Source organism: Lysinibacillus sp. GW247-5R2A (assembly GCF_059424475.1).
In genome coordinates, this window is sequence record NZ_JBWKZL010000011.1 from 181,009 (window position 1) to 202,989 (window position 21,981).

33 protein-coding genes are annotated in these 21,981 nt (G+C 37.9%); 9 read left to right on the plus strand and 24 right to left on the minus strand.

What is annotated here, in order from left to right; all coding sequences use genetic code 11:
* Positions 1-22: 22 nt before the first annotated feature.
* The 5 genes from AC07YC_RS17530 to AC07YC_RS17550 all read right to left on the minus strand — a co-directional run bounded on the left by AC07YC_RS17530 (position 23) and on the right by AC07YC_RS17550 (position 2,103).
* Positions 23-433: a helix-turn-helix domain-containing protein gene (locus tag AC07YC_RS17530; protein WP_494919996.1), complete on the minus strand. Its 411-nt coding sequence runs from the start codon at positions 431-433 to the stop codon at positions 23-25.
* 200 nt (positions 434-633) lie between these two features.
* On the minus strand, positions 634-1,053 hold the full coding sequence (locus AC07YC_RS17535) for a hypothetical protein (protein ID WP_025117043.1): 420 nt from the start codon (positions 1,051-1,053) through the stop codon (positions 634-636).
* Positions 1,054-1,161: 108 nt separating this feature from the next.
* A complete protein-coding gene (locus AC07YC_RS17540) occupies positions 1,162-1,470 on the minus strand; it encodes a hypothetical protein (protein ID WP_494919997.1) in 309 nt (102 codons plus the stop codon).
* 107 nt (positions 1,471-1,577) lie between these two features.
* Positions 1,578-1,784 (minus strand): hypothetical protein, encoded by a 207-nt coding sequence (locus tag AC07YC_RS17545; protein ID WP_336634965.1) that lies wholly within the window; start codon positions 1,782-1,784, stop codon positions 1,578-1,580.
* 34 nt (positions 1,785-1,818) lie between these two features.
* The gene (locus tag AC07YC_RS17550) at positions 1,819-2,103 is read right to left on the minus strand and encodes a DUF5316 domain-containing protein (protein ID WP_336634966.1); all 285 of its coding nucleotides are present in this window, start codon (positions 2,101-2,103) and stop codon (positions 1,819-1,821) included.
* 196 nt (positions 2,104-2,299) lie between these two features.
* Between AC07YC_RS17550 and AC07YC_RS17555 the strand changes: the two genes are divergently transcribed.
* The 3 genes from AC07YC_RS17555 to csaA all read left to right on the plus strand — a co-directional run bounded on the left by AC07YC_RS17555 (position 2,300) and on the right by csaA (position 3,727).
* Positions 2,300-2,821, plus strand: coding sequence for a hypothetical protein (locus tag AC07YC_RS17555; protein WP_494919998.1), 522 nt, complete (start codon positions 2,300-2,302; stop codon positions 2,819-2,821).
* A 297-nt stretch (positions 2,822-3,118) separates the two neighbouring features.
* A complete protein-coding gene (locus AC07YC_RS17560) occupies positions 3,119-3,295 on the plus strand; it encodes a hypothetical protein (protein WP_008179752.1) in 177 nt (58 codons plus the stop codon).
* Between the two features lie 99 nt (positions 3,296-3,394).
* Positions 3,395-3,727: a chaperone CsaA gene (gene csaA / locus AC07YC_RS17565; RefSeq protein ID WP_036125406.1), complete on the plus strand. Its 333-nt coding sequence runs from the start codon at positions 3,395-3,397 to the stop codon at positions 3,725-3,727.
* 11 nt (positions 3,728-3,738) lie between these two features.
* On the opposite strand, the gene AC07YC_RS17570 is transcribed toward csaA, so the two are convergent.
* From AC07YC_RS17570 to AC07YC_RS17585, 4 genes are all read right to left on the minus strand, one after another.
* Positions 3,739-4,623, minus strand: a complete 885-nt coding sequence (locus AC07YC_RS17570; protein ID WP_494919999.1) for an AraC family transcriptional regulator — start codon at positions 4,621-4,623, stop codon at positions 3,739-3,741.
* A 407-nt stretch (positions 4,624-5,030) separates the two neighbouring features.
* Positions 5,031-5,588: an isochorismatase family protein gene (locus tag AC07YC_RS17575; protein WP_494920000.1), complete on the minus strand. Its 558-nt coding sequence runs from the start codon at positions 5,586-5,588 to the stop codon at positions 5,031-5,033.
* 61 nt (positions 5,589-5,649) lie between these two features.
* A complete protein-coding gene (locus AC07YC_RS17580) occupies positions 5,650-6,288 on the minus strand; it encodes an O-methyltransferase (RefSeq protein WP_494920001.1) in 639 nt (212 codons plus the stop codon).
* Positions 6,272-6,619, minus strand: coding sequence for a hypothetical protein (locus tag AC07YC_RS17585; RefSeq protein WP_336634970.1), 348 nt, complete (start codon positions 6,617-6,619; stop codon positions 6,272-6,274). The genes AC07YC_RS17580 and AC07YC_RS17585 overlap by 17 nt, the downstream gene beginning before the upstream one ends.
* Before the next feature lie 147 nt (positions 6,620-6,766).
* Between AC07YC_RS17585 and AC07YC_RS17590 the strand changes: the two genes are divergently transcribed.
* Both AC07YC_RS17590 and AC07YC_RS17595 read left to right on the plus strand, forming a co-directional pair.
* On the plus strand, positions 6,767-6,967 hold the full coding sequence (locus AC07YC_RS17590; protein WP_036125393.1) for a hypothetical protein: 201 nt from the start codon (positions 6,767-6,769) through the stop codon (positions 6,965-6,967).
* Between the two features lie 81 nt (positions 6,968-7,048).
* Positions 7,049-7,180 (plus strand): hypothetical protein, encoded by a 132-nt coding sequence (locus AC07YC_RS17595; protein WP_494920002.1) that lies wholly within the window; start codon positions 7,049-7,051, stop codon positions 7,178-7,180.
* Between the two features lie 633 nt (positions 7,181-7,813).
* Here the strand turns inward: AC07YC_RS17595 and AC07YC_RS17600 are convergent.
* The 5 genes from AC07YC_RS17600 to AC07YC_RS17620 form a co-directional block, all read right to left on the minus strand.
* Positions 7,814-8,350 carry a CueP family metal-binding protein gene (locus AC07YC_RS17600; protein ID WP_494920003.1) on the minus strand — a complete coding sequence of 179 codons (537 nt, stop codon included), beginning with the start codon at positions 8,348-8,350 and terminating at the stop codon, positions 7,814-7,816.
* A 311-nt stretch (positions 8,351-8,661) separates the two neighbouring features.
* Complete coding sequence (locus AC07YC_RS17605; protein WP_494920004.1) at positions 8,662-9,495, minus strand: GNAT family N-acetyltransferase; 834 nt, start codon at positions 9,493-9,495, stop codon at positions 8,662-8,664.
* A 466-nt stretch (positions 9,496-9,961) separates the two neighbouring features.
* Complete coding sequence (locus AC07YC_RS17610; protein WP_336634975.1) at positions 9,962-10,117, minus strand: hypothetical protein; 156 nt, start codon at positions 10,115-10,117, stop codon at positions 9,962-9,964.
* Between the two features lie 342 nt (positions 10,118-10,459).
* Positions 10,460-11,080: an NAD(P)-dependent oxidoreductase gene (locus AC07YC_RS17615; protein WP_494920005.1), complete on the minus strand. Its 621-nt coding sequence runs from the start codon at positions 11,078-11,080 to the stop codon at positions 10,460-10,462.
* Positions 11,081-11,159: 79 nt separating this feature from the next.
* On the minus strand, positions 11,160-11,546 hold the full coding sequence (locus tag AC07YC_RS17620; RefSeq protein ID WP_036146115.1) for a hypothetical protein: 387 nt from the start codon (positions 11,544-11,546) through the stop codon (positions 11,160-11,162).
* Between the two features lie 280 nt (positions 11,547-11,826).
* On the opposite strand from AC07YC_RS17620, the gene AC07YC_RS17625 reads away from it, so the two are divergent.
* Complete coding sequence (locus AC07YC_RS17625; protein ID WP_494920006.1) at positions 11,827-11,949, plus strand: hypothetical protein; 123 nt, start codon at positions 11,827-11,829, stop codon at positions 11,947-11,949.
* 11 nt (positions 11,950-11,960) lie between these two features.
* Positions 11,961-12,137 carry a hypothetical protein gene (locus AC07YC_RS17630; protein ID WP_494920007.1) on the plus strand — a complete coding sequence of 59 codons (177 nt, stop codon included), beginning with the start codon at positions 11,961-11,963 and terminating at the stop codon, positions 12,135-12,137.
* A gap of 80 nt (positions 12,138-12,217) precedes the next feature.
* On the opposite strand, the gene AC07YC_RS17635 is transcribed toward AC07YC_RS17630, so the two are convergent.
* Both AC07YC_RS17635 and AC07YC_RS17640 read right to left on the minus strand, forming a co-directional pair.
* Entirely contained in the window at positions 12,218-12,517 is a 300-nt protein-coding gene (locus AC07YC_RS17635; RefSeq protein ID WP_336634979.1) for a hypothetical protein, read from the minus strand.
* A gap of 163 nt (positions 12,518-12,680) precedes the next feature.
* Entirely contained in the window at positions 12,681-12,881 is a 201-nt protein-coding gene (locus AC07YC_RS17640) for a hypothetical protein (RefSeq protein ID WP_336634980.1), read from the minus strand.
* A 75-nt stretch (positions 12,882-12,956) separates the two neighbouring features.
* On the opposite strand from AC07YC_RS17640, the gene AC07YC_RS17645 reads away from it, so the two are divergent.
* Positions 12,957-13,253 (plus strand): transposase, encoded by a 297-nt coding sequence (locus AC07YC_RS17645; RefSeq protein WP_494920008.1) that lies wholly within the window; start codon positions 12,957-12,959, stop codon positions 13,251-13,253.
* A gap of 5 nt (positions 13,254-13,258) precedes the next feature.
* Here AC07YC_RS17645 and AC07YC_RS17650 read toward each other — a convergent pair whose 3' ends face one another.
* The 3 genes from AC07YC_RS17650 to AC07YC_RS17660 are packed head-to-tail and all read right to left on the minus strand — an operon-like array spanning position 13,259 to position 15,126.
* A complete protein-coding gene (locus tag AC07YC_RS17650; RefSeq protein ID WP_494920009.1) occupies positions 13,259-13,942 on the minus strand; it encodes a DUF1963 domain-containing protein in 684 nt (227 codons plus the stop codon).
* Complete coding sequence (locus AC07YC_RS17655; RefSeq protein ID WP_494920010.1) at positions 13,939-14,505, minus strand: DNA-3-methyladenine glycosylase I; 567 nt, start codon at positions 14,503-14,505, stop codon at positions 13,939-13,941. Before AC07YC_RS17655 ends, AC07YC_RS17650 begins: the two co-directional genes overlap by 4 nt.
* Positions 14,506-14,529: 24 nt before the next feature.
* On the minus strand, positions 14,530-15,126 hold the full coding sequence (locus tag AC07YC_RS17660) for a class I SAM-dependent methyltransferase (RefSeq protein WP_494920011.1): 597 nt from the start codon (positions 15,124-15,126) through the stop codon (positions 14,530-14,532).
* 170 nt (positions 15,127-15,296) lie between these two features.
* Here AC07YC_RS17660 and aac(6') point away from each other — a divergent pair, with 170 nt between their 5' ends.
* On the plus strand, positions 15,297-15,731 hold the full coding sequence (aac(6'), locus tag AC07YC_RS17665; protein ID WP_494920012.1) for an aminoglycoside 6'-N-acetyltransferase: 435 nt from the start codon (positions 15,297-15,299) through the stop codon (positions 15,729-15,731).
* Between the two features lie 70 nt (positions 15,732-15,801).
* Here aac(6') and AC07YC_RS17670 read toward each other — a convergent pair whose 3' ends face one another.
* The 5 genes from AC07YC_RS17670 to AC07YC_RS17690 all read right to left on the minus strand — a co-directional run bounded on the left by AC07YC_RS17670 (position 15,802) and on the right by AC07YC_RS17690 (position 21,541).
* Complete coding sequence (locus tag AC07YC_RS17670) at positions 15,802-15,993, minus strand: hypothetical protein (RefSeq protein WP_036125370.1); 192 nt, start codon at positions 15,991-15,993, stop codon at positions 15,802-15,804.
* Between the two features lie 478 nt (positions 15,994-16,471).
* Positions 16,472-18,004: a right-handed parallel beta-helix repeat-containing protein gene (locus AC07YC_RS17675; RefSeq protein WP_494920013.1), complete on the minus strand. Its 1,533-nt coding sequence runs from the start codon at positions 18,002-18,004 to the stop codon at positions 16,472-16,474.
* A 235-nt stretch (positions 18,005-18,239) separates the two neighbouring features.
* Positions 18,240-19,187: a hypothetical protein gene (locus AC07YC_RS17680; protein WP_494920014.1), complete on the minus strand. Its 948-nt coding sequence runs from the start codon at positions 19,185-19,187 to the stop codon at positions 18,240-18,242.
* A gap of 73 nt (positions 19,188-19,260) precedes the next feature.
* Positions 19,261-20,943, minus strand: coding sequence for a methyl-accepting chemotaxis protein (locus tag AC07YC_RS17685; RefSeq protein ID WP_494920015.1), 1,683 nt, complete (start codon positions 20,941-20,943; stop codon positions 19,261-19,263).
* Positions 20,944-21,103: 160 nt separating this feature from the next.
* Positions 21,104-21,541 carry a hypothetical protein gene (locus AC07YC_RS17690; protein ID WP_494920016.1) on the minus strand — a complete coding sequence of 146 codons (438 nt, stop codon included), beginning with the start codon at positions 21,539-21,541 and terminating at the stop codon, positions 21,104-21,106.
* Positions 21,542-21,981 lie beyond the last annotated feature (440 nt).

Genomic DNA, 21,981 nt, shown 5'->3' on the forward strand with positions numbered 1-21,981 from the left:
AGTAGTAGACTGTATGTGATGGTTAATCATCATCTTTATTTTTTAGTAATTGGTTATTTAGTAATTTATTATTTAGTTGTGTAGGCTTTTCCGTTTGTGGTGCGGCCGTTGACGGATAACCCGTTGACGGCTGGGCAGCACGTTTTGATACTTCAAAAACGACAAACTCCACCTTGCTGAATTTCCCATCCTTTGTTCGCTCCTGCACCTTTTGAAGATAACCTGCCAAAATCAGTTCATTGATAATGCTAGCGGTTGCTTCACGTCCACATTTACTACGTGTCGCTAAATCAGTCAGACAAAAATCCCAATCATCTGGTAATGACAGCATATAGGCAAGTAACCCCTTCGCCTTCCAACTTAATTGATCATCATTTAAAAAGCCCTTGTCCAATACGACAAAATTTTCGTTCTTTACTACTCTGTAAATCATAGCTACCCCTCTCCCCTACAATTAATCTCTGTACCATCTATATAAACGGGCATGCTGTAAAAGGGGACAATTTTTCTAACTCACTAAAATTTTTGGTCGTTTTCAGAGAATGGCCCTCTGTATACATGTACAGAAAAAAGACACTTACCATTTAGTAAGTGCCTCTGCTAGGCTAAATGCCCAATTAGCGATTGCCTTGTTTATTCGTACAGTTCTTTATAAATTATCACTTTTAATGCAGCTATTTCTTCATCTGATAATTTTCCTTCTACCTGTTGCAATGCCTCTTCCTTTGTCATGGAGCCATCTTGTAATTTCACACGAATATCATTGAGCTCTGTAATACCAACCTTCTGAATGATTACTTTCGTAGCATCTTCTTTTGATGTAAACGGTAACGTACTACTATCAACCGTTTTCGCCTCTTCCATATAGGCCTTTAGCTCCGGATCATTTTCAATCGTATTTTTTATTTCTTCCATTTGTCCACTATTCTCTAATTCTGTTGAGAGTGTATTGACAATTTTTTCGGACGCAAATTTCGTGCCAAAATGTAATACGCCATAGCCAACTATACCAATGAAAATAATAAAAACAACTAACCATTTAATGAATCTCAAAATCGCTTCACTCCTTTATCCACGTTCATCATACTATAAGGAGTGGGATATTGAGAAACAATTCTCCCTAGAAATTATGTAAAAAAACCCCATTCAATGATGAGGCTTTTATTTGACGTATTTCAAATACTTGCGGACAAATTCTACAATATACAGTACTTCTTCATCCGTCATGCCTACAAGATTGCAAACACGTTGTAGTCTTGCGGGTGAAGTTAATTGTTGGCGAACTTGGTGGATATACATGTATTTGCATTTACGCGGATTGACCTTATCCCGTATTTGCTTGTATCGAAGATATGCATAGCGTGCAAAGACATTAAGCATCTCCCGCTCCTGCTCATCACGTTCCTTTTTTCTAGCAGCTTCATCAATTATATCCGTTTCAAACGTCCGTGTACCATCTGTTAATTGCATAGTACCACCTCTCTATTGCAAATGTACTCTTACTTATTAAATGCAATAAAAAAAACCACACCTAGGGTAGATGTGACACTTTTTTGATTATCTATGTAAAGATTATTTTAAGAGAGCTTTCGTTTTTGATCTCGTTTTTTCAAAAAAAAGCGTGTAATCCCAAGTGTGATAACAATTTCATTTATTAATAAAAATTGAAAACCATTGGGTGTTGCATTTCGCCAATCATAGATGCCCCAAATAATGAGTGTGAAGAGAACAACTGCAAGTGTATATCTAGATGCTTCTGAATAATAATCTTTTTCTTTCTCCAAGGTACACAACATCCTTTCCTTTGAGCTGGTATGTTCACATATAATACGCAAAGATAGCGACAATAATATTCGGTAATGCTAACAATAAAGCGTTATTCATGATATGATTGCGTTCGTCCCTATCTTCTTTTGTTTCTGTTGCAAAATTAGCCCGCATTCTATCCCCACTGCCCATTGAACCCGACATTAATAGACCGAATATTATGAATATTCCACCTACCAATCCAGAAAGTAAATGCGCTTTTTCTGTACCCCATATTAGGATTGAAAATACTACACCTAGGATGGACAATATTGTACCGATGCCTACATATTTCATTTCCGCACCCCCTTCCTTTACTATACGGTAGATGCTTCATTTTCGTTTCAATAAATCCAAAATTTTCATATTTACTACAACAACTATTTAATAGAAAGTGGAATTTGCTTTTTTTGCAAATTATTGTAATGTACGAAATCGTCTATTCATGATAAATACAGAGATTTTACAATGAATAAGAAAGGTGTAGATACGATTGAAAAAAGTATTTGTTCCATCGCTATTGCTACGTACAGTTATATTTTCAGGATGCCAATCAGATCAAAAAGAAGAACAAGTTTCGAAGGAAGCCCACAGCCCAACACATATGGATGCCACTTTAATTGGGGCCTCTGACAATCAGGAAGTAAAACTGTATAAGAAAGGAGATGGCGTAAAGCTAGAAATTAAAGGGCAGGTGAAGGACTTTAACTGGAACAACCCTAGTGATACAGAAACCGAACCACAAGTGTTTTACATAGATATGACGGAGGATGGCAAAGAAGAAGCTGTTATCATCATTCAAACTGACAGAGGAACAGGGCTAGATAATTATAATATTCATATAGTAAATCAGGACTTACAAGAAATAAAGGTCCCCCATTATGAGGAAATTGTTGCTCAACATATTGAGTCCAACGTTGTGAAAAAGGATTATGAAACATTAACGATTACGGGCCGAGCACTAGGCAAGAAATATCACGTTGACTATCATGTCGATCCAGAGATAGAATTGTAGCAGGATGAACTAGGCTTTGGTGGGATAACGATTTATTATGTAGAAAATCAAAAGATAAAATTGACCCTTGCGGCTAGTGTCTTTCCTATAAAGGTGGCTGATTTCCACATTACCTATCAATTCGATCATACGAAGAACGAATTGATGGTCGAGCAAATAGAAGTAGCACCTATTCAACAATAAATGACAGCCGTATATTTTCAACCTATTATTTATTCGTATAGGATACGCTACAAACGTTCATAGTAAGTATGGTATGAAACTTATACCGAATCATACGACGGAGGGATCAATTTTATGAATAATGTTCGTGAAGGTTTAATCCCAACTATTCTCGGGTCGGCTGTCACAGCGGCAGGATATGCCATGAAGCAAAAGCATGGCTCTAATAAAATGGTGGCCAACACCATTTTTGGCTTTGGTTTAGCTCATATTGTGTTAGGAGCTATTGACCTGGTAGAGCATCGTCGTTAAGAAAAGAAGGGCACTCTTTGTGCTCTTCTTTTTTATTTTGAATAATTTCCCACATAATGTTAGCATTGTTATATAGCTGAAATGAAGGAGAGTTGTATAATGGCCACATTTGAGGATTTTACAGCGCTTGATCTACGAGTGGGTACGGTCTTGGACGCACAGGAGCTACCAAAAGCGCGTGTTCCAGCAATAAAAATGAACATCGATTTTGGTGAGGAGCTCGGTATTAAACAGTCTTCCGCCCAAATTACAAAACGTTATACGCCAGAGGTAATGGTTGGAAAGCAAGTCGTAGCAATAGTTAATTTCCCCCCACGCCGCGTTGCCGGTTTTAAGTCAGAGGTGTTAGTCATTGGTGGAGTGCCCGGTGAGGGAGACGTCATCCTGTTAACACCTGATCAGCATGTACCCAATGGAACAAAAATACATTAAAGAGCCATGCATTACGCAAGAGGCTCTTTTTTGTGAATGGGTATCCATATTTCACTTGTAAAGGTTGGTGATGAAAAATCGGTGCTCGTATGACTGACAATTTCAGGGCCAGCAACCTGTTCATAGCTAGAAGATGGAAACCACTCAGCATAAATGCGGCCCCATGTCTCCTGAAGTGTTTGCGGGAAAGGTCCGACCACTGTAAAGACAGCCCATGTATTCGCTGGGACAGCAAGTTGGCAAAAGCGTTCAGGGGTTGTTGCTGTAGTAGCCACGCCAATAAAATGATCGAGTTCTCCCTTTTGCTCCATTCGCCCCTCCGAAAAATTTGTAGAAGCTTGGATGATGCCCTTTGGCTCCATATTAGACAGCTTTTTAAGCTGCTCAATATCTGTGGTTGTTAGGGATTGCGCCAATTTTACAATGTCCGGATTTTCTCCGTGAAAAATAATCGGTACGCGTTTCATCAAACCAACGATGTGAAAGGCTTCCCTTTGCTCGAGTCGGTAATTCATTTCAATTCCTCCTTGGATGGTCAATTGGAAGGTCATCCGTGGAAAAGCTTTGAATGTTTGGCCAGTTTGCCTCGCCTCTGACGGTGTAATCCCATGTAAATGCTGAAAGGCTCTTGTAAAAGCATCTGCTGAGCTATACCCATACATTACAGCTATATCGAGGATTCTCATTGAGGCGTTCGACAATTCAAGAGCGGCCAGTGTCAAACGTCTCCGACGAATGTATTCGGAGAGCGAGATACCTGCGAGAAATGAAAACATTCTTTTAAAGTGATACTCCGAACAATACGCTCTTCTTGCCACTTCCTTCATATCAATGTCATTGGTCAAATTGGCCTCAATATAGGCAATCGCTTCATTCAGTCGTGAACATGAATCCACTTGAATAACCTCCCTTTTCACAACAATAGCAAGAATAGAATTGAGTCATCCGACATATTGTGCCCGATTTAGTCGCCTTTCAAAAAAATAATCTATCGAACAGGCAGATAACTAACTTTCGAAGTTACTTTCACATACATATAATAGTGTAAAGCTAATTTTAGCCTTACACCTCCTGACTTGATACTTAGGGTCACTGCTCGCACAGTGACCCTGAATAAAAAGGATTAAGTATAGCTTGTATTCCAGTTTTTGGAGCAAAAAATGTGTTACTGATTTAGATTTCTGAAAAAACACTATCCTTTTGGACAAGCTTTTGCTCTATCATAACGTCTTCTATGTAGTAGTTTGAACATTAAGAACATAAAAGAAAAGACCAAGAACTAAAATTCTTGGTCATTATTATATTAGCGGTAGGTTGAATGGCTAGGCTCAAATAAGTCTTCGTCTGATTGACGCACCAGCGAGAAATGGTCAACATTGTAATGACCGTGTAATATGTCATTATGATGTGCGATCATGGCTTCTGGTACTAAATGCTTGGAGCCGTTCGTGGAATGTCCATCAGCGACAACTGTGACATCGAAGCCGTGAACAGTGGCAGCTCTGACGGCAGTATCCATACAATGCTCGGTTTTACATCCCATCATTACCAAATGCTGCACGTCATGATCCTTTAAATAGTCCAGCAATCCAGTTTTGTAGAATGCATTGGTAGCGAGTTTATCAAAAAAGACAGCCGATGTTGGAACATGGATTTTTTTATGTACTTCAAAGCCATCTCCCTCTCCACCAGCCACATCTTGATCACGCACAAAAATAATTTGAACATTTTCCTCGATAGCCTTTTTAATTACCTTATTAATGGTCTCTAGTAATTCTTCTTTGCGATAAACTGCTTGTTCCTCCTGATTACCTTCTATCAGTTCTTGCTGTGCATCAATCACAACTAACGCTTGTTTCAAACGCATCTCTCCTTTTTCAGTTACTAACCATACTTTACCATAAAAGGAGGAGTAATCTTTATTATTTTTTTACCTTAGAAACGGTTATGCCATCCCCAATGGGTAAAAGGATCGACTCCAATTGTGGGTGGTTCGCCACCAGCCGATTAAATTTCTTCATGATGGCTGTATATCGTTTCGGTGTCACTTCTGGGTCTGCAACACTACCCGCTGCCAATACATTATCCGTGACAATTAATGCACCAGTATTTGCTAGTTTTATACAATATGTTAAATAATGCTCGTAATTTTCCTTATCCGCGTCAATAAAGAAAAAATCAAAGCATTTTCCATCCGCTACAAGCTTTTCAAGGCTTGCAAGGGCAGGCCCAGTGAGATAGGTCACTTGTTCAGCAAAGCCTGCATTGGCAAGATTTTGTGCAGCTAACTGTGCATATTTTTCCTCTAACTCTAGTGAGGTTAATGTGCCCTCCTCTTCCATTCCTCTCGCTAAACAGATGCCACTATAACCACCTAACGCACCGATTTCTAAAATATCCTGAGCCCCTGTAATGGATACGAGCATCGTCAATAGCTTTCCTGATGAAGGAGAAACAGAAATGGCTGGCATACCTTGTTCCATAATGGAAGCTATAACATTCTCAAGAATGGGGTCCTGCTGGGCAAATACCGCATCAATATAGTTATTCACTTTTTTCATGCACAGGATCTCCTTCTTCTATCTGTGAATGATCAACAGCAGTTTCTACTGTTTCGCTTTCATGTATATCAAACAGCTGGCTAAATTCTTGGATCACCATATCAATAGCCTTTAACTCACCTACTAAAATTTGCTGAATGGATTGAAACTCGGGCTGTTCTAATTGCTGTTTAATCGTTGCACGTTTCACATTTAACGTTTCTAAAAAGGCAATGGCTCTCCCTCTTCGGAACGTTTTTGCTCCACGTGATGCAGTTCCCTCCATTCCTCTGTGACGACCACCTCGATGATGACCTTCCTTCATATGCTCTCTATAGCCTGAACCTCTCATTCATTAAACACTCCTTTTGTATACAAACGTATACGTTAATTTAAACTTATTGTATACAAGTGTATACAATAAGTCAATAAACATATTGCTTTCATCGTTCAACATATACTAGGGATAGCGATTACTTTTGAAATGGAGGTACGTGTATTGAAAAGAGTCATAAAATATGTTTTGGCGATTGGCACATTATTGATACTGTCAGGCATATTTTTAATTGGTGCGCAATCTCACTATAATCAGAAGGAAATTAAAATTGCGAGTAAACTTTGTCTTGAAAATGGCGGACATCCTAAAATCATTCGTGATTATTTGGCGCTTAACTATTCCTTTTCATGTCAAAAGGATTGAGGTTTTACATAAGATAGATACTCCAGTCATTTTTAACTATCGTTCGGACAAAAGGCTAGCTGGAAAATATACTTTCCATATATGTATAGAATTATGAAATCCCTCGGTCATGAAAAGATAGAAACGACTATCATTTATATGGAGAAGGTGTTGGAGACAGAACAGCATGCTATTCATGAATGGGAAGCGGAGAATTTTAGTGGTTATATCTAAAAAGATTTAAGATCTGACTTTTGTTTGATTAACTAATTTTTTTCAATAATTAGGGGGGAAAATAATAGTTGCTCCAGTTTCTACATCTACGGAAGGGATTCCGGCAGTTCCATGGTAGTTATTATTCATTGACTCTTATTCTTCAATCCAGCACCTATTTCATACCTCTCGCTATATTTTCATGTAAATACCATGCTATATATTAAATAAATAACTTATATTAATAGATATTTCAGCTACGTCTGAAGAAATTTCTGCAAGTGCTGAACAGTTGCTGGTTCTGTATCAGAAATCGCATATGGAGCTGCTACGAGTAGTTCCAATACTCAAATTTTCACGATAGCAATTAAGGATCAAGTCGAAACAATGCTACAAGTAAATTTAGTCGCTACACATTTAAGTAAAAAATCCGCGTCTTTACAAAGTAAAATAAATAAATAAATAAATTTAAGTTATAAATTAGCAATGAGAGTTCCATTTATACTATTCGAATATGCTAAAAAAATACCATCTCTTTTTTATAAACAATGCAACTTAAATGCAAAATCTAAACCTATAATTTTTAAAATATAAATAGTAAAGGGCTGCCACAAATAATCAGCTTTTACTGACTTTTTGGACAACCCTACTTTTTTATTTTAATTGCATTGTTGTAATGCAAGTGCCATCGCTTTCATAAGTAGAAAATGACGATTTTACAGTTTTGCCTTTGTGCTCCATTTTTATGTTATACGTTCGGTCACGAGGTAGCCATAAATCAATAAATCCATTAGCTAGAGTTTTCATGGTTTCGTTCACTAGCACATTACCTTTTGAGTCTTCAATATAGACAGCTACATCCTTATTAGCCAGCTCACCTTGGCAACCAGTCAAGCTATGGTTAGTACAAGGGTGAGTTTCATTTATGTAAGGAGCAACAGAAACAAAAAATTCGTCTTCTGGCAAAGCATATGCTGACTCTTTTCCTTCTTTATCAGTTAAAATCAGCTGGTTCGATGTGATTGAAGCAGATTTGTCTTTAGTTTTTTCCCCGCTATATTCATTCACCAACTCCTTAATATTTTGCATCTCCATTTCTATTCTAGAGTTATTGTCATTAGAACTTTCTCCATTGCAAGCACCTAGTACAACAGTAGTAAGCAAAGTTACAGCAAAAACTTTTAATTTCATTTTATTCACCCCTAATTTCTTCATTCTTTCTACGTCGTAAAACGCTGACGACTTATACTATAAACTATAAATAAGAAGAAATTGTGCAGAGGGAGAATAGATTAATTACAAACAAATTTAATTTATTTGAGTATTAGTGACTCAAATTCATTCCAATGAAACAAACGTGACAATGTCGTGGATTGTATGATTGATTTTTCAAAATTACATTAGAAAACACATTTTTTCTAGCAAAATGTACCGTTTCTATATATTTAATATCATTCATAAAATTATAATTCATTTCTGGGCTTATGAAGAGTATCTCATTATCATTCCCATTCAAACTCTAATGTTTTTAGTTTTGACTCAAATTCAAAGCCCAGTTTTTTTGCTAAACGTTTAGATTCAAGGTTTGTTTCCATCGTTGACCATTGGGGTATTAGTCCATTTTTTATACAATCATCTAAATATGCAGAACACACTAAAGTTGCTAATCCTTGATTCATGTGTTTCTCGTCATATGTTTCAACACTAATTTCATGTTTATTCTCGTGTACGCAGCAAGAAAAACATGCACTTACTATTTTATTATCCTTGATGATACAATATCCCAGTCCATGAGTATTAAAGTCATCAATTGTATACCAAACCTCTTCTAATACTTCAGAAAGAATTCCATCTGGATCGTTCTTAATGACTTCAGTATCAATTTTTTTTATGAGATAATGATCCGGTAAAGATTTGTATTGCTCTTTTAAAGAAACGAAAGCTTCAGGATTGAATTGATAATACAACTCATAATCTGGTTCGTATTCTTTATGAGCAATAACATTTTCTAATACTTGTTCCCATATCTCATCTTTTATGACTGCAATAAACCAGGTTCCACCACACGATTCATACGTATCAATTTTTAATTCATTATCAAGAAAATCACGTAAAGAATTAATAAACTGTTTATTGGTCGCATTCCCAATAAAAATACTGCTAATTCCTGTTACATCTATTAGAGCTGTATTGGGTTCTTGCAGATTGTCTACATAAATTGTCCCTCTATTCATACCATTAATTATTGAATTTAATGTTAAATCATTCTTTTGATCAGGTGTTTGTAGTAACCTTTTTATTTTGTAGTAGTCTTTTTTATCCAATTTATAAATCATAAAACAGCTCAGCTCCTTTCATAATCTAGATAAAATATTTTTTGTATTTTAATTCCTAAAGTTTTTTCTTAAGAAAAAATTGCTTTATACAGGCAACTACGATAAAGGTATATGAAACTTTAGTAGCACCAAGCCCTTTGACCCGATTTCGGACGGTGTTCATTCATCTGAAATAAAAGAAAGATTAGCACCTTTTGTCAAAAACTCGGTTGCAAAGGTATGTCTAAACCGGTGAGGAAGTAGGGACCTCTTAATTTTTGCATCTATTCCTACTTGCTCCTCAATTTTTCATTTGCCTAATACCTAGTCTAGTTCCCATTCATAAATAAAAAGTGCAGGATGCTAAGGGTTTGAGCCTATGATATCAGTTTAAACAATTCAGGTTACATACAGTAATGTGAAGCAAATTTAGCCTACTCAAAAAATTTTTTTGGGGCCACTTCCCCAATATAAGTGGCCAAAGACTTCAGGTAGACGCCTTTAATGTTTGATCGATATCCTCAATCAACCTATCCACTTGTTCCTTCGTTATCTTTATGACATATAACTCTGTCTTTTCGATTCCATCTTGATTGGCTAGGTGTTCAGGATATTGATAGTTGTTTGATATCTCTTTGTCCATACAATCACCTCTTCAATGATATATATTCGACATAAAGTATAGCAAACCTTCTATAAAAAGGAAAATATCCATATACTTTCTCACCCTTAGAAGCTAAGTATCCGCTATTCCTATTAAAACCCTGTCCATTGAAGGAACCCATTCCTTAACGATGCTATTACCTATCCAATTTTGCCATTTCTTTAAGATAAAACATCCCAACAGACATAAGGTTGAAGCCCTATACTTTTACCATCCTATTTCGAATGGCAGATCCATCGTTATATTGAGCAGGGCAAGCCCAATAAATGTAATGAGCAGGCCAATGATCGTATGAATGATTCTCATTTTTCTACCCTCTTTTTAATAGGCAATCCCTACTCGCGTTTTAATGAATTCCTTGCTGAAGATTTGTTGATAAGCAAAGGAGGCTGTATCGGCTACTGATATTTCACTGCCTCCTTCGGGTAAAAAATTGCGCTCCACTCGATAGACTCCTGTAAACGATCCATCTGGTAAATAGGTTGGACAAACGATTGTCCAATCAACATTGGAAATGTGTAATTGTTCAAAAACATACTGATGCTCCTTAGCAGCAAACGTAGATTTTCGTTTGGATTCCGTTGATTGATAACGAAGAATCGTTGGTGACACTCGACTTTGTAAAATACCCGCAGTGCCAATCGTAATGATTCTCTTAATCGTATGCTGCTCCATCACCTCAAGTATGAGCGATATACTAGAAGATAAAGTATCGTTACCATCTGTATTTAACGCACTTACTACTACATCCACATTCACCATAGCCTGTTCGAGATCTTTCTTATTTAAGACATTTCCCTGAAACATATGTAAGTTCTTATTGTCTAGCTGTAATTTATGGGGATCACGGACAAATGTCGTTACTTCATGTTGATCTTTTAACGCGAACTCAACAATTTGCCTTCCCACACGTCCTGTTGCACCCAAAACTAATATTTTCATAGACCCTCACCTCTTCATTCCATTATACCATGCCCCTACTATGCAAAAGAGACACATGCATTATGTGTCTCCCGCTTTCTTATTTTATTTCTAGTAGCTCCACATTCACTATAAATGCTCCCATATTATCTTCTTTGGCTAGCTCATGGATAATCGATTGAATCTCACTTTCTGTGCTTTTTTCTATTTCACTACCATCATGTAATTGGATAGTGATGATTTGATGGTTGGGGGAATCTACTAAATAGCCTACCGTACTATCTGGAGAATATCCTGCCTTTCGCACCGCTTGTATGATTTTCTGTGTAAAATTAGTCACTTGTAATTTTTCACTAAACTCTTCAGCATAGGTCGGAGAATTAGAAGTACTTACGGGTATTGGTGAAGGCTGTTTTTCTACAATCAGCCACGATATCACCACTATAGCGAACATTAATAAAAAGAAACCTTGAAGTAATCTCTTCATATACTCGCTCCATTTCACCTTCTTATTAACAGGCAGAAATCTAGTAGTTCACCCCTAAAAACTGTTAGATATGTACGACAAAGTTTCCATTTTTCTATTCAAAGGGCAAATTACCAAGAACTCTATTTGATTCGTTCATAGATTAGAGGTGTAAGGGTTGCGCGACCACTACTAAAAATTAACCATAAGGGAGATTAAAAAATGCAAGATTGTAGATTTAATCATTATATGAACTGGGGTCAACAAAAAGACGAATCGAAAAAATGCTGGGAGAAAAAATGTGAGCATATGTGTAAATGCGAACATAAGGAAGAAAAATGCCCTTGCCAGAATGAAGAAAAATGCCATGAAAAAGATTGTTGTTCCAAAAACGATTGTAAGGGCTGTATTTGCCATCAATTAAGATGTCTGCCTATGGGCACACTTGTAGACGTAGTGCTAGCAGGTGGGTTTAGCTTAGCTGATGTCTTTTTCATCAGCCTAGATTCTAAAACGTGCTGTGCCACATTCTTGGACGTCACAGATGAAGCAGCTTCTCCTATTATCGTTGATTGCCAACAAATTATTGTCATCAGAAGAAGCATTGCTTAAAGTTTTCTGGAATCGGATAAATGGTAACGAACTTTTTATTTTATTGTCTGCCAGGTTGAATCCTGGCAGAATTTATTGGCTTATTCATTAATAATTACTTTCACGATGGGCTCTAGTTTTCCTCGATAAACGTCGCCCAAATAATCAACTTCCACTACAACCGCTCTCGGTTCAAAACGCTGGATACACTCAATCAAGCGTTTGGTATTCAATTTTTTCATACGTTGGAAGAGTTTACGGATATCTGATCGAATACTCCATTCCCGTTGCGGGCAAGAGACCGTAAACGTCGATAAAATAAATGCTACATTTTGTAAAATACCTTCCACGCCGGTAGCTTTTCCATTTACATTACTTAATGCCGTTACTTGATGTGTCATACTATCAACCTTTCTTCTACGTTCATACTGATAAGTTTGTACTCTCGAAATAGAGCACTTTGTTATTTATGCTTGTTAGTCAATATTTATGAACGTTACTTTGTTTGTACCCCATATTATTTTGGATTAAACAAATACTTAGCTGATAGGTATGCTTTAAAGTTTAGCGAGTAAATGCATAATAGAGAACGTAGAGCCAGCTAAAGCAGCCATGAATGATTGCCCATATGATGGAATGATGGACACTCCATGAAATTGTGATCGCTAAAACAGAACCAAAGCCTATACCATTCTTGACGACTGTTTTGTGCTCCATTTTCTTCATCTTCTTTACTTGTTTCATCTCCCCATCTTGCCGTCTCACCTTATTCCCCTCCTCTATATCTTTGGTTTATGTACCAGCTAACAAGGGCATCCTGAGAAAAAAGGATGTGTGTTGATGAACGTATTCATACTAGTTACCATCATTGTCATACCTGCTCTCATGGTCTATCTTCAGCAAAAAAGTGATAAAATGCGTCTTGTTTTCAATGCATTAGGTGCCGTGTCTGCCATTCTTTTTGGCTATATTGCCGCTACCTCTATAACGCAGATTATTCTGGAGGATGTGGTCTTTATGACAACGATTCACGCTGTTTTCCTAAATCCCATTTTTCTACTGACAGGCGCGTATTTAGGTTTATTTTTCATTCAAAACATGATTGATATCACAATCCATTTTAGGGCTAAGCGTTAACGATATTAATAAAAATCACAATAGACGTGCCATGTCTGTGCTGTTGGATTATAAAAGAAATAAAAATTGCCATTATCCACAATATTCAGTTGTGCCTTGGCATCTGAGGCAATTTGGAAGACAAAAGGTGTATCTTCACCAAAATCATAGCCACTTTGACAAAAGGTCGGGTAGCCGCCAATTTTGTGTTGCGGATACATGTCTTCAAGGATGTCGTCAAAATAATTTAGGCCCTCTTCATGCTCCAATCTTAGTATGTCCTCTTCTATTTGTGCAGGTATACCCCCGCCATCCCATACTGGATAATCATTGTGAATATGCTCTGCCTGCAAAGGAAAGGCTCGAATACGGTCGTGCTGCCAGTCCCGCTGTACTAGGTTTTCTAGGGTGGTGTAGGCTCTTATTTCAAAATAGGTGCTCAAATCATCCTCCATGAGATGATCGAAAATATTCTCATGGACAAATAGAGTGACCAATTGAAACGGCTGTAAAGCTTGAGGAACATAGGGCAAATCTTTTAAAAATAGTGTAGCAAGCGGTTGAAAATCGGAAGGTCGATTCTCCTCTAGTAAAGACCATCCCACATAGCCAATCCAACTTTCTAAAAGCTCATGGGTTGGACGGAAGCCACCCGTCTGGAATATTGTCGCTTGCTTGGCTAGCTGAGATTGGATATGTTTAATGCTCATGCAAGTTCCTCTTGTCGACAGCAGCAATCCGTTATATGATCATTGACCATACCGACAGCCTGCATAAATGAATAACAAATCGTACTACCCACAAATTTAAAGCCGTCCTTCTTCAATTGCTTACTCATCCGATCACTGCGATCTGTTGTCACTGGTACCTCTGCCATAGATGACCATTCATTGATGATTGGTTGATGATCGACAAACCCCCAAATATATTCAGAAAACGAGCCATATTTTTCTTGTATTTGTAGAAATGCTTTCGCATTCGTCACAACGCTAGCTATTTTTAATTTATTGCGCACAATCCGTGTGTCTTGCTGTAATTCCAAAAGCTTGTCCTCTGAATAAAATATAATTTTCTTCGCATCGAATTGGTCAAATGCCTCTCGATAGCCCTCTCGCTTTTGTAAAATCGTCCACCAGCTAAGTCCTGCCTGTGCACCCTCTAAACAAAGCATCTCGAATAAATGCTGATCAACATAGACGGGTACTCCCCATTCTTTATCATGATAATCTACATATAACGGCTGATCTAGCTTGACCCATGAACATCTTTTCATCGTATAACCTCCCACGTTTATGTATTATTTAATGGCCGTGATACATAACCATCCTTTACTTGTTTTTTCACTTATATATACCGTTTGGAAACCGGTTTGTTTCAATAATTCTTTCATAGCTGCGGGTGTTTGGAAAGCCTCCATATGGTAATTCATTTTGTAGTACTCGGCGATGACAATAAATTTCCCACCATTTTTCAATACTCTCCAAACTTCCCCAACATCATGTTCCAATGAGGGCCAAAAATAATGGGTTTGAAAAGCTGTTATGGCATCAAAAAATTGGGCCTCATATGGTATTTGAGACACACTTGCCTCCTTAACAATCATACTGCCACTTGCGACATTCGCTTCATTCATTTTGATGGATTCCTTTACTGCCTGTGCAGAAATATCAATCCCATAAATTATACCATTGGGATTCAATTTCGATAAAATCCGGAGTGTTTTCCCCCCGCCACAGCCAATGTCTAACACATGGTCCCCATCATTGATGGCACCTTGTCGAATAAACCAGCTATTCATGCCATGATGAGCGATATTCATGATCCGTAGCATCCATGAGCCAATCCATCCTTTTGGGTTTTTAGCCTGTTCAATTAACGATTGTAATAATGACATATCGGTTCCCCTCTCTTCGCAGTCGATGTGGATTTATCCCTTTTTTTACATGTATTCCCTGTATATAATGGTAGAAAGCACATCAACGACAGAAGCTCTTACTAGTTTGTACGTGTAAATTAGATTTTTGTTTCGTTTTTTATTGAATGAAAAGAATGGAGGAATAGTAGATGATTCTACAAGCAAAGCAACAGGATGCTCTTACTGCTGCCACATTAGCTTTATTATTGTGGCCCAATCATACGGTAGAGGAATTTACGGAAAGCATGACACAAGTATTGAAGGATGACCAGGCAGCCATTTTCTTAGCTTACGACGATGACAAGGCGATTGGCTTTGCCCAATGTCAGCTACGAACAGATTATGTAGAGGGTACAGACTCTAGTCCAGTCGGCTATTTAGAAGGCTTATTTGTTATGGAAAGCTTTCGACAGCAAGGCTATGCTAGACAGCTTGTGGTGCATTGCGAACAATGGGCCAAGCATATGGGGTGCTCAGAGTTTGCCAGCGATTGCGAATGGGACAATATTGAAAGTCTACAAGTACATGTACAACTCGGGTTTACGGAAGCGAACCGTATCATTTGTTTTACTAAAAAATTATAATAAAGGCAAAAATAAAAAATCACAAGGGCTTACGAATTTGCCCTTGTGATTTTTTGCATCTATATATAGGTTAATTTAAATATGTATGGTTAGAAATAGTTCGTTCGCGCTCATCGATAATTAAATGGATCAATAATGCCAGCTGTTGTTCTATTCGCATATTGTTTAGATGTAAGATATCAGCAATCGCACTTTTTTGCTTCTCTGCTAATTCAATTTCCTCTAACATTAAAAGAATTTCCTCCTTTGTCAGCCCAAACATCTCTTATCACCTCCACTCCTTTTTTATTATTATTTTAAACAAATTACACACACTTCACAAATAACATATTATCATCTTTAGATATGAACCATTTTTACTAATTATAGGCTAATTTATTGAAACTAATCAATCTATTATCTATAATTTCTTAATATTTTTTTTACATCAATTTGAAACTTTATTATATAAAAAATAACATTTACAAAAGATTATTCCATTTTACTCCCTAATATTTCGGAATATTACAGAAATTGAAAAGAGGTTGTCTATACCATTATAAAAATAATCAGTCAATTTGTCGAATTATAGAGTTTTCACTGCCATTTATCACATCATTTTTGACCCAAACATATTACTTTACCCATTTATTTAAAATCGAAACTTTCTCGATGCCGCCATAAAAAAAGTAATTTCAAAATTGAAACTACTTATCTTAGTTGTATAATCGGTTATTAAATTATTTTTTTAATATCATTTTTCAGCATTTCTTTTTGCTTTCATAATTTGTTTGTACCCTCTCTATTTGTGATACTCTAGAAGTCGTATCCTTATGCCAAGTTGTAGTTTGAACATGCTTTTGCACATATAACTGACTGTTCTCTTGTACCACCGCAGGAGCTTTTACGGCACTTAAATCTGTATCACGTATTTCTAGTAAAGATTGATTGGACACCGCTAAAAATGGGCGGGCTGCTTCATCTACTTGGCAATGCTCAATACGTCCCATAGAGCGATCAGACCACATAATCGCATACGTACTGTCCTGACAGTCTTTGAAATGGCTGTTAGCTACCTCAAAAATGGCATCGATACATGTAATCCCGTTGCCTTTCATTTGTTCAAATGTACAATGCTGTGTAAATAAACGCGCATTGTTCATATAAACATGATGCCTTTCTAGTTCACGTATGTTTGTATGTTCAAGCATAATTTTGGCATGATCATTGCCATAAATACCACCAGATTGCCCTAATTGAATTGTCGATTGATGAAGCTGTAGCCCGCTTGCATCCACAATAATATGAAATTGCTGATGGTTTTGAATTAGACATTCGGTCATCGAAACGTCTGCTTCATCTACGATGGACATACCCACCGCCAATCCATTAAGGACGTGACATTTGCGAAACTCTGCCTTGCTGTTTTCTATCAGCATTTGTGCTTTCACATGTCGATGAAACTGACAGTCATAAAACTTAGCCACTGTTTTTTCTCCCAAGTACAGCCCGAGTCCCTGCCCATCTGAAAAAATTGAATCAGATACCATCACCTCGCTACAGTGCACGATCATATTCGTGTCTTGATGATGGTTGATTTCACAGCCATCCATCCGTAAAATCGCATCATCAAATAGCTGAATACCTACTCCCTGTCCTTGATGAATCAAGCAATTAGTTATTTCCAGCTCACTAGACGCCGCTACAATTTGCTCCTTTTCATGACCATGAATTTCACAATCCTCCATGACCATCTTCACATGACGAATCGCAAAAATACCATGTTTCTTCCCTTCGAGCAGCAGACAATTGCTTAATGTCATCTCACAGTTTTGCGCAATAATTTGAGCTTTCACATGATGCTCAAGTGTTGTATCAACGAGAATAACACTGGAACCATTAGCAACACGTAGACCAAAATGATTGAGCGGTGTAGCAAGCACAGCACAATTTTTCATCAGTAAACTACCATAGCTGACCATAATCTGCGTGCGAATCAATTGCTCCTCAATAATACAATTTTCTAGCTGTAAATCTCCTTTTACATAAAGTCCCTGCCCTTGGCGAAAACGTAAATTGCGCATATCTACATGGGTCTGGTAGCGAATAAAAACGCCACCTTTAATTGTGACATTGCCAACTCCGTACAATGTAAGCCGCTTCGAAATATCCAAGCTCTCCTCATAAATTCCATCCCGAATTTCAATCATATCCCCAGGCATAGCCTCTTCAATTGCCTGCCCAATGCTTTGGTACCGATGCATAATACTTCTCTTTACTACAAGTGTTGCCATTTACACACTCCTCAGCCTAAAAATGATCGTATCCTATTTATATACCGAACAGGCTTGTGGTTATTCAATTTTGTGTAAAATTACTGGATTATGCATGAAATTCGCTTGTGAGGGATGAAGATTTTATGACGGTTCATGGCTGTCATACCACGATTCCATGTATACCGTATATGAAGTGAATCAAAAAAACCAACAAAGGATGATGTCCATCTTTGTTGGTTCTTATGACTCTCAATTATTTTTTTCTCTTCACAAAAACAAAGGCAAAAATAGCCGCGAGCACGACTAGGATAGCAATGATCCACACTGTGTTTGAGTTAGATGATGTTGTTTCATCCGTTTGCTGCTCTTCTCTTGGTGTGGCATTCGAAGACTGTACTTCTTTCGTGTCATCTGCTGCTACCTGAGCAGAGCTGATTTGCACATATTGAAGTGTGGCTTCATTGGATGCTGGCGCATCATGGCTGTCGCCATGTCCTTCTGCATGATCCCCATGTCCTTCTTCTTGATTGTCATCATGTCCATGATGGTGATCGCCTGCTGTCGTAAAAATAGAACGTTCTAGCTGTTGACCTACCCAGCTTTTAGCATCCGTTGATTCCGCAAAAATGCGAGGATGTCCTGACAGCATATACGTTTTACCGTTGATGATAATGCCCGTTTCATCACCTGTCACGACATCTTCAATAGTACCAGTTGGACCTTCAGCGAAGCCACCCATTTGAAGAAGCGTATGGCCGCCCATATCAACATCTAGGTGTTCCGTTAAGAAGGTAATATATTCCTCCTTCGTCATCGTCGCATCTGGGTTTTCTACTTCAAGTTTATGATGAAAAAGTGCTGTATTTATTTCCTTGTATGTAAGGTCGCCCTCTAAGGAAGAAATGTATTCTTCTTTTTGTGCTGCTTGTGCTAATTCATCCACCGTTGCTCCTTCAAGTCCAAAGAAGCCACCAACCCAGCTTGCAAAATCTTTGCGTGATAGGTTGTCAGTTGGGTTTAAGGCCATATCTTTGCCATTATACCCAAGAAGCCCAATACTATGTAACACCATTATGTCCTGAATAGTTGAAGTTGTTTCAGGGACATCCGTAAATAGTGTACTTTTATCCATCGTATGGGCGTAGGCAGCAGGTGCCATGAATAAAGTACTCATTAGTAATAAAAGTAAATATTTTCTCAAAATGATTCCACCTTCCAATACATTAGTATACAGCGTAAATGTGATGGAAGTTTGAAATTCACGGGACAAATCGTTACAGTTTAAATCGACGTATTAAACCATTTAATTGCTCGGCCATCTCTGCTAGATGCTCAGCACTATGTTTAATTTCTTCCATAGAGCTAGCGGACTGTTCAATCGTGGCAGAGGTCTCCTGTATGCCTGCAGCTGACTGCTCGGAAATAGCTGCCATTTCATCTATGGATTGATTAATCGTGACAGTATTGTGAACGACATCATCTAGCTCAGAGGACATCCCCTCAATATTTGAAGCAATGGCCTCAATTGTGTCGGCAATATGATGGAACGTTGCGTTGGTCGTTGTAATTTGCAATGCCCCTTTCTCCACTTCACTATAGCCCTGCTCAAGAGAAGCGGTCACTCGATTAGAACCATCCTGAATATTACGGACAATACCCGTAATATCTTCCACAGAATATGACACTTGCTCGGCTAATTTTCGTACCTCATTGGCCACTACGGCAAATCCTTTGCCCTGTTCCCCCGCTCTGGCTGCTTCAATGGCTGCGTTCAAAGCTAGTAAATTTGTTTGTGCTGCAATAGTTTGAATGACCGTGACAAGCTTTGAGATTTCTTGTGTTTGCTTGCTTAATCCATCGACCTGATCTACTGCATCCTTCACAATATGTTGAATCGTTCCCATCTGCTTAGTAGAGGAGGACATTAAGTCCCGTCCCTCCTTTGTTAAAGCTATAACATCCTGAGAATAGTGCTGAACGTCTTTATTGCCTTGATGAACAGAGGTTACTTTTCCTGCAAAGTCATTCATGGAAGTTGCAACATCTGTCGTATGGCTGGCTAGCTCATCTGTCCCACTTGCAATTTCTGTCATCGTATGGACGATTTGGTCTGTCCCCGTCTTTACTTCTGATGTTGATTGCAATAGCTCCTCACTATGGGCGGCTACGTCATTCGATACCGTTTGAATATGCTTCAATAAACGATTCAAAATATCCGCCATCGTATTGGTTGCCTCCATTAGCTGACCCACTTCGTCTTTCGATTGAATCTTTAAAGGAGGACCGCTTAAATCCCCATTCGTCATTCGTTGCATTCGCTCCGTTAATGTCATAATAGGTCTTGATATACCGCGGGCACTCAACAACTCAACAATAATCGCTATGACAAAAATGAGTATACCTACGACGATGCCAATAAGCTGCTTATTCTCTCCAGCAACTATCATGTCAGCGCCTACTTCATTGATCGCTTGCTTGCGTTGCTCTGCTAAACCTTCATAGCCTTCACGAATGGTTGTTGCTGTTGCATCCATTTTTGTGATGTTTTGAATCGCAAGCTCCACATTACCTTGATCATAAACAGCAAATACTTGTTGTTCAATATAGCGATTCCATTCCTTCGCCATTTCTGCAAGTTTGTTGAAATCTTCAGAGCTTGTTATGGCTAATCGTTGTTCTTCGCTGCTCGCTGCACGTGCGACATTATCTTGAAAAATAGCTTTATACTTTTCATCGCCAGATAATACATAGCCTCTAGCAGCAGCTATTCTTAAATCGATGGTTTGCGCTTGCTCGTAATCTGTCGTTAATAGCTGTAATTCTTGCTCAACAATTTGTTCTGTTGCATGGTTACTTTGCTTAATAGCAAAATAGTTGTACACGATATATAACGTCATGATCGTAATGACAATGCTAAAGGAAAAAACAATTCTTCTACTGATTGTTTTGAATGACATATGCAAAAACTCCTTATTTTCCGAATCTATTCCATAAAAAGTAATCTATCATTTTCAAAGAAAGATTGGTGGCTTTAGGAATTTTTGCTATATTTCCAGAAATAACTTGGTCAATTTTGTGTATTTTATAGCAACTTTCATCATGAGTAATTGGTCCTAATCAATCACAAGCATGAAACATGACGTCCCCAATAGTTTCACTTTTGAAATAGGCAATGTTCTTCCACTCCATAGCAGATAGACTATGCAAGGCACGGTCTTTTTCCAGTAACGTATTCAGTGTTGCTGCTTCCAAACATTTTCGCATCGGAAAATATTTGTGTAGCTGTTGCCTCGATAAAAAGGCAAAGCAAAGCTCTTCATCCAATTTTGCAAAGGCAATATACGGCATCCAGCGATGGTGAAGAATGGTCACCAATTCCCCCTCCATTTCCACTACTGCTTGCATATAGACAAAATGCGGCTGATCAATAAAATGTCGTACTTTCGCTCGCTGTTCACTTGTTGCTAAATGGTACACCATCGATTGAAACATGCGCATATCTTGTTCGATTAAATGGTCGGCATCAAAACCAGTAATTCCTTTTGTTAATCGCATCCAATCACTCCTTCATGTTTGTCTCTCTATGGACCTTCTATTTTAACTAGTCCTATTCCTTCCAAATCGTTCAAATTCATTACTTTACTGAAAATAGCCGTCATAAAGTGAATGAGATAAGCAAGATGTAATAGAAAGCGGCTTTTCCTTCCGATAGCTTGGTTGCTATTGTTTTACTTGGCAAGTAGCGCAATAGGAAATAAATGTATAATGACACAAACAAAAGTGAGGGGATTTGTCAAATCTTCAATTTTTAATGCTGATGTTTATTTTATTGATAGTGATTGTTCGTTTAATTAAAGTTTATCAGAGTAAGCAAGAGCCCATCGTTAGAAAGAGAAATATAAAAACGCATCCCAGTTTTGAACTGCACCCCAATTGTTAGACACAACTAACAATTGGAGGTGTAGTTTTTTTATGACGAAATTTACAAATGAACA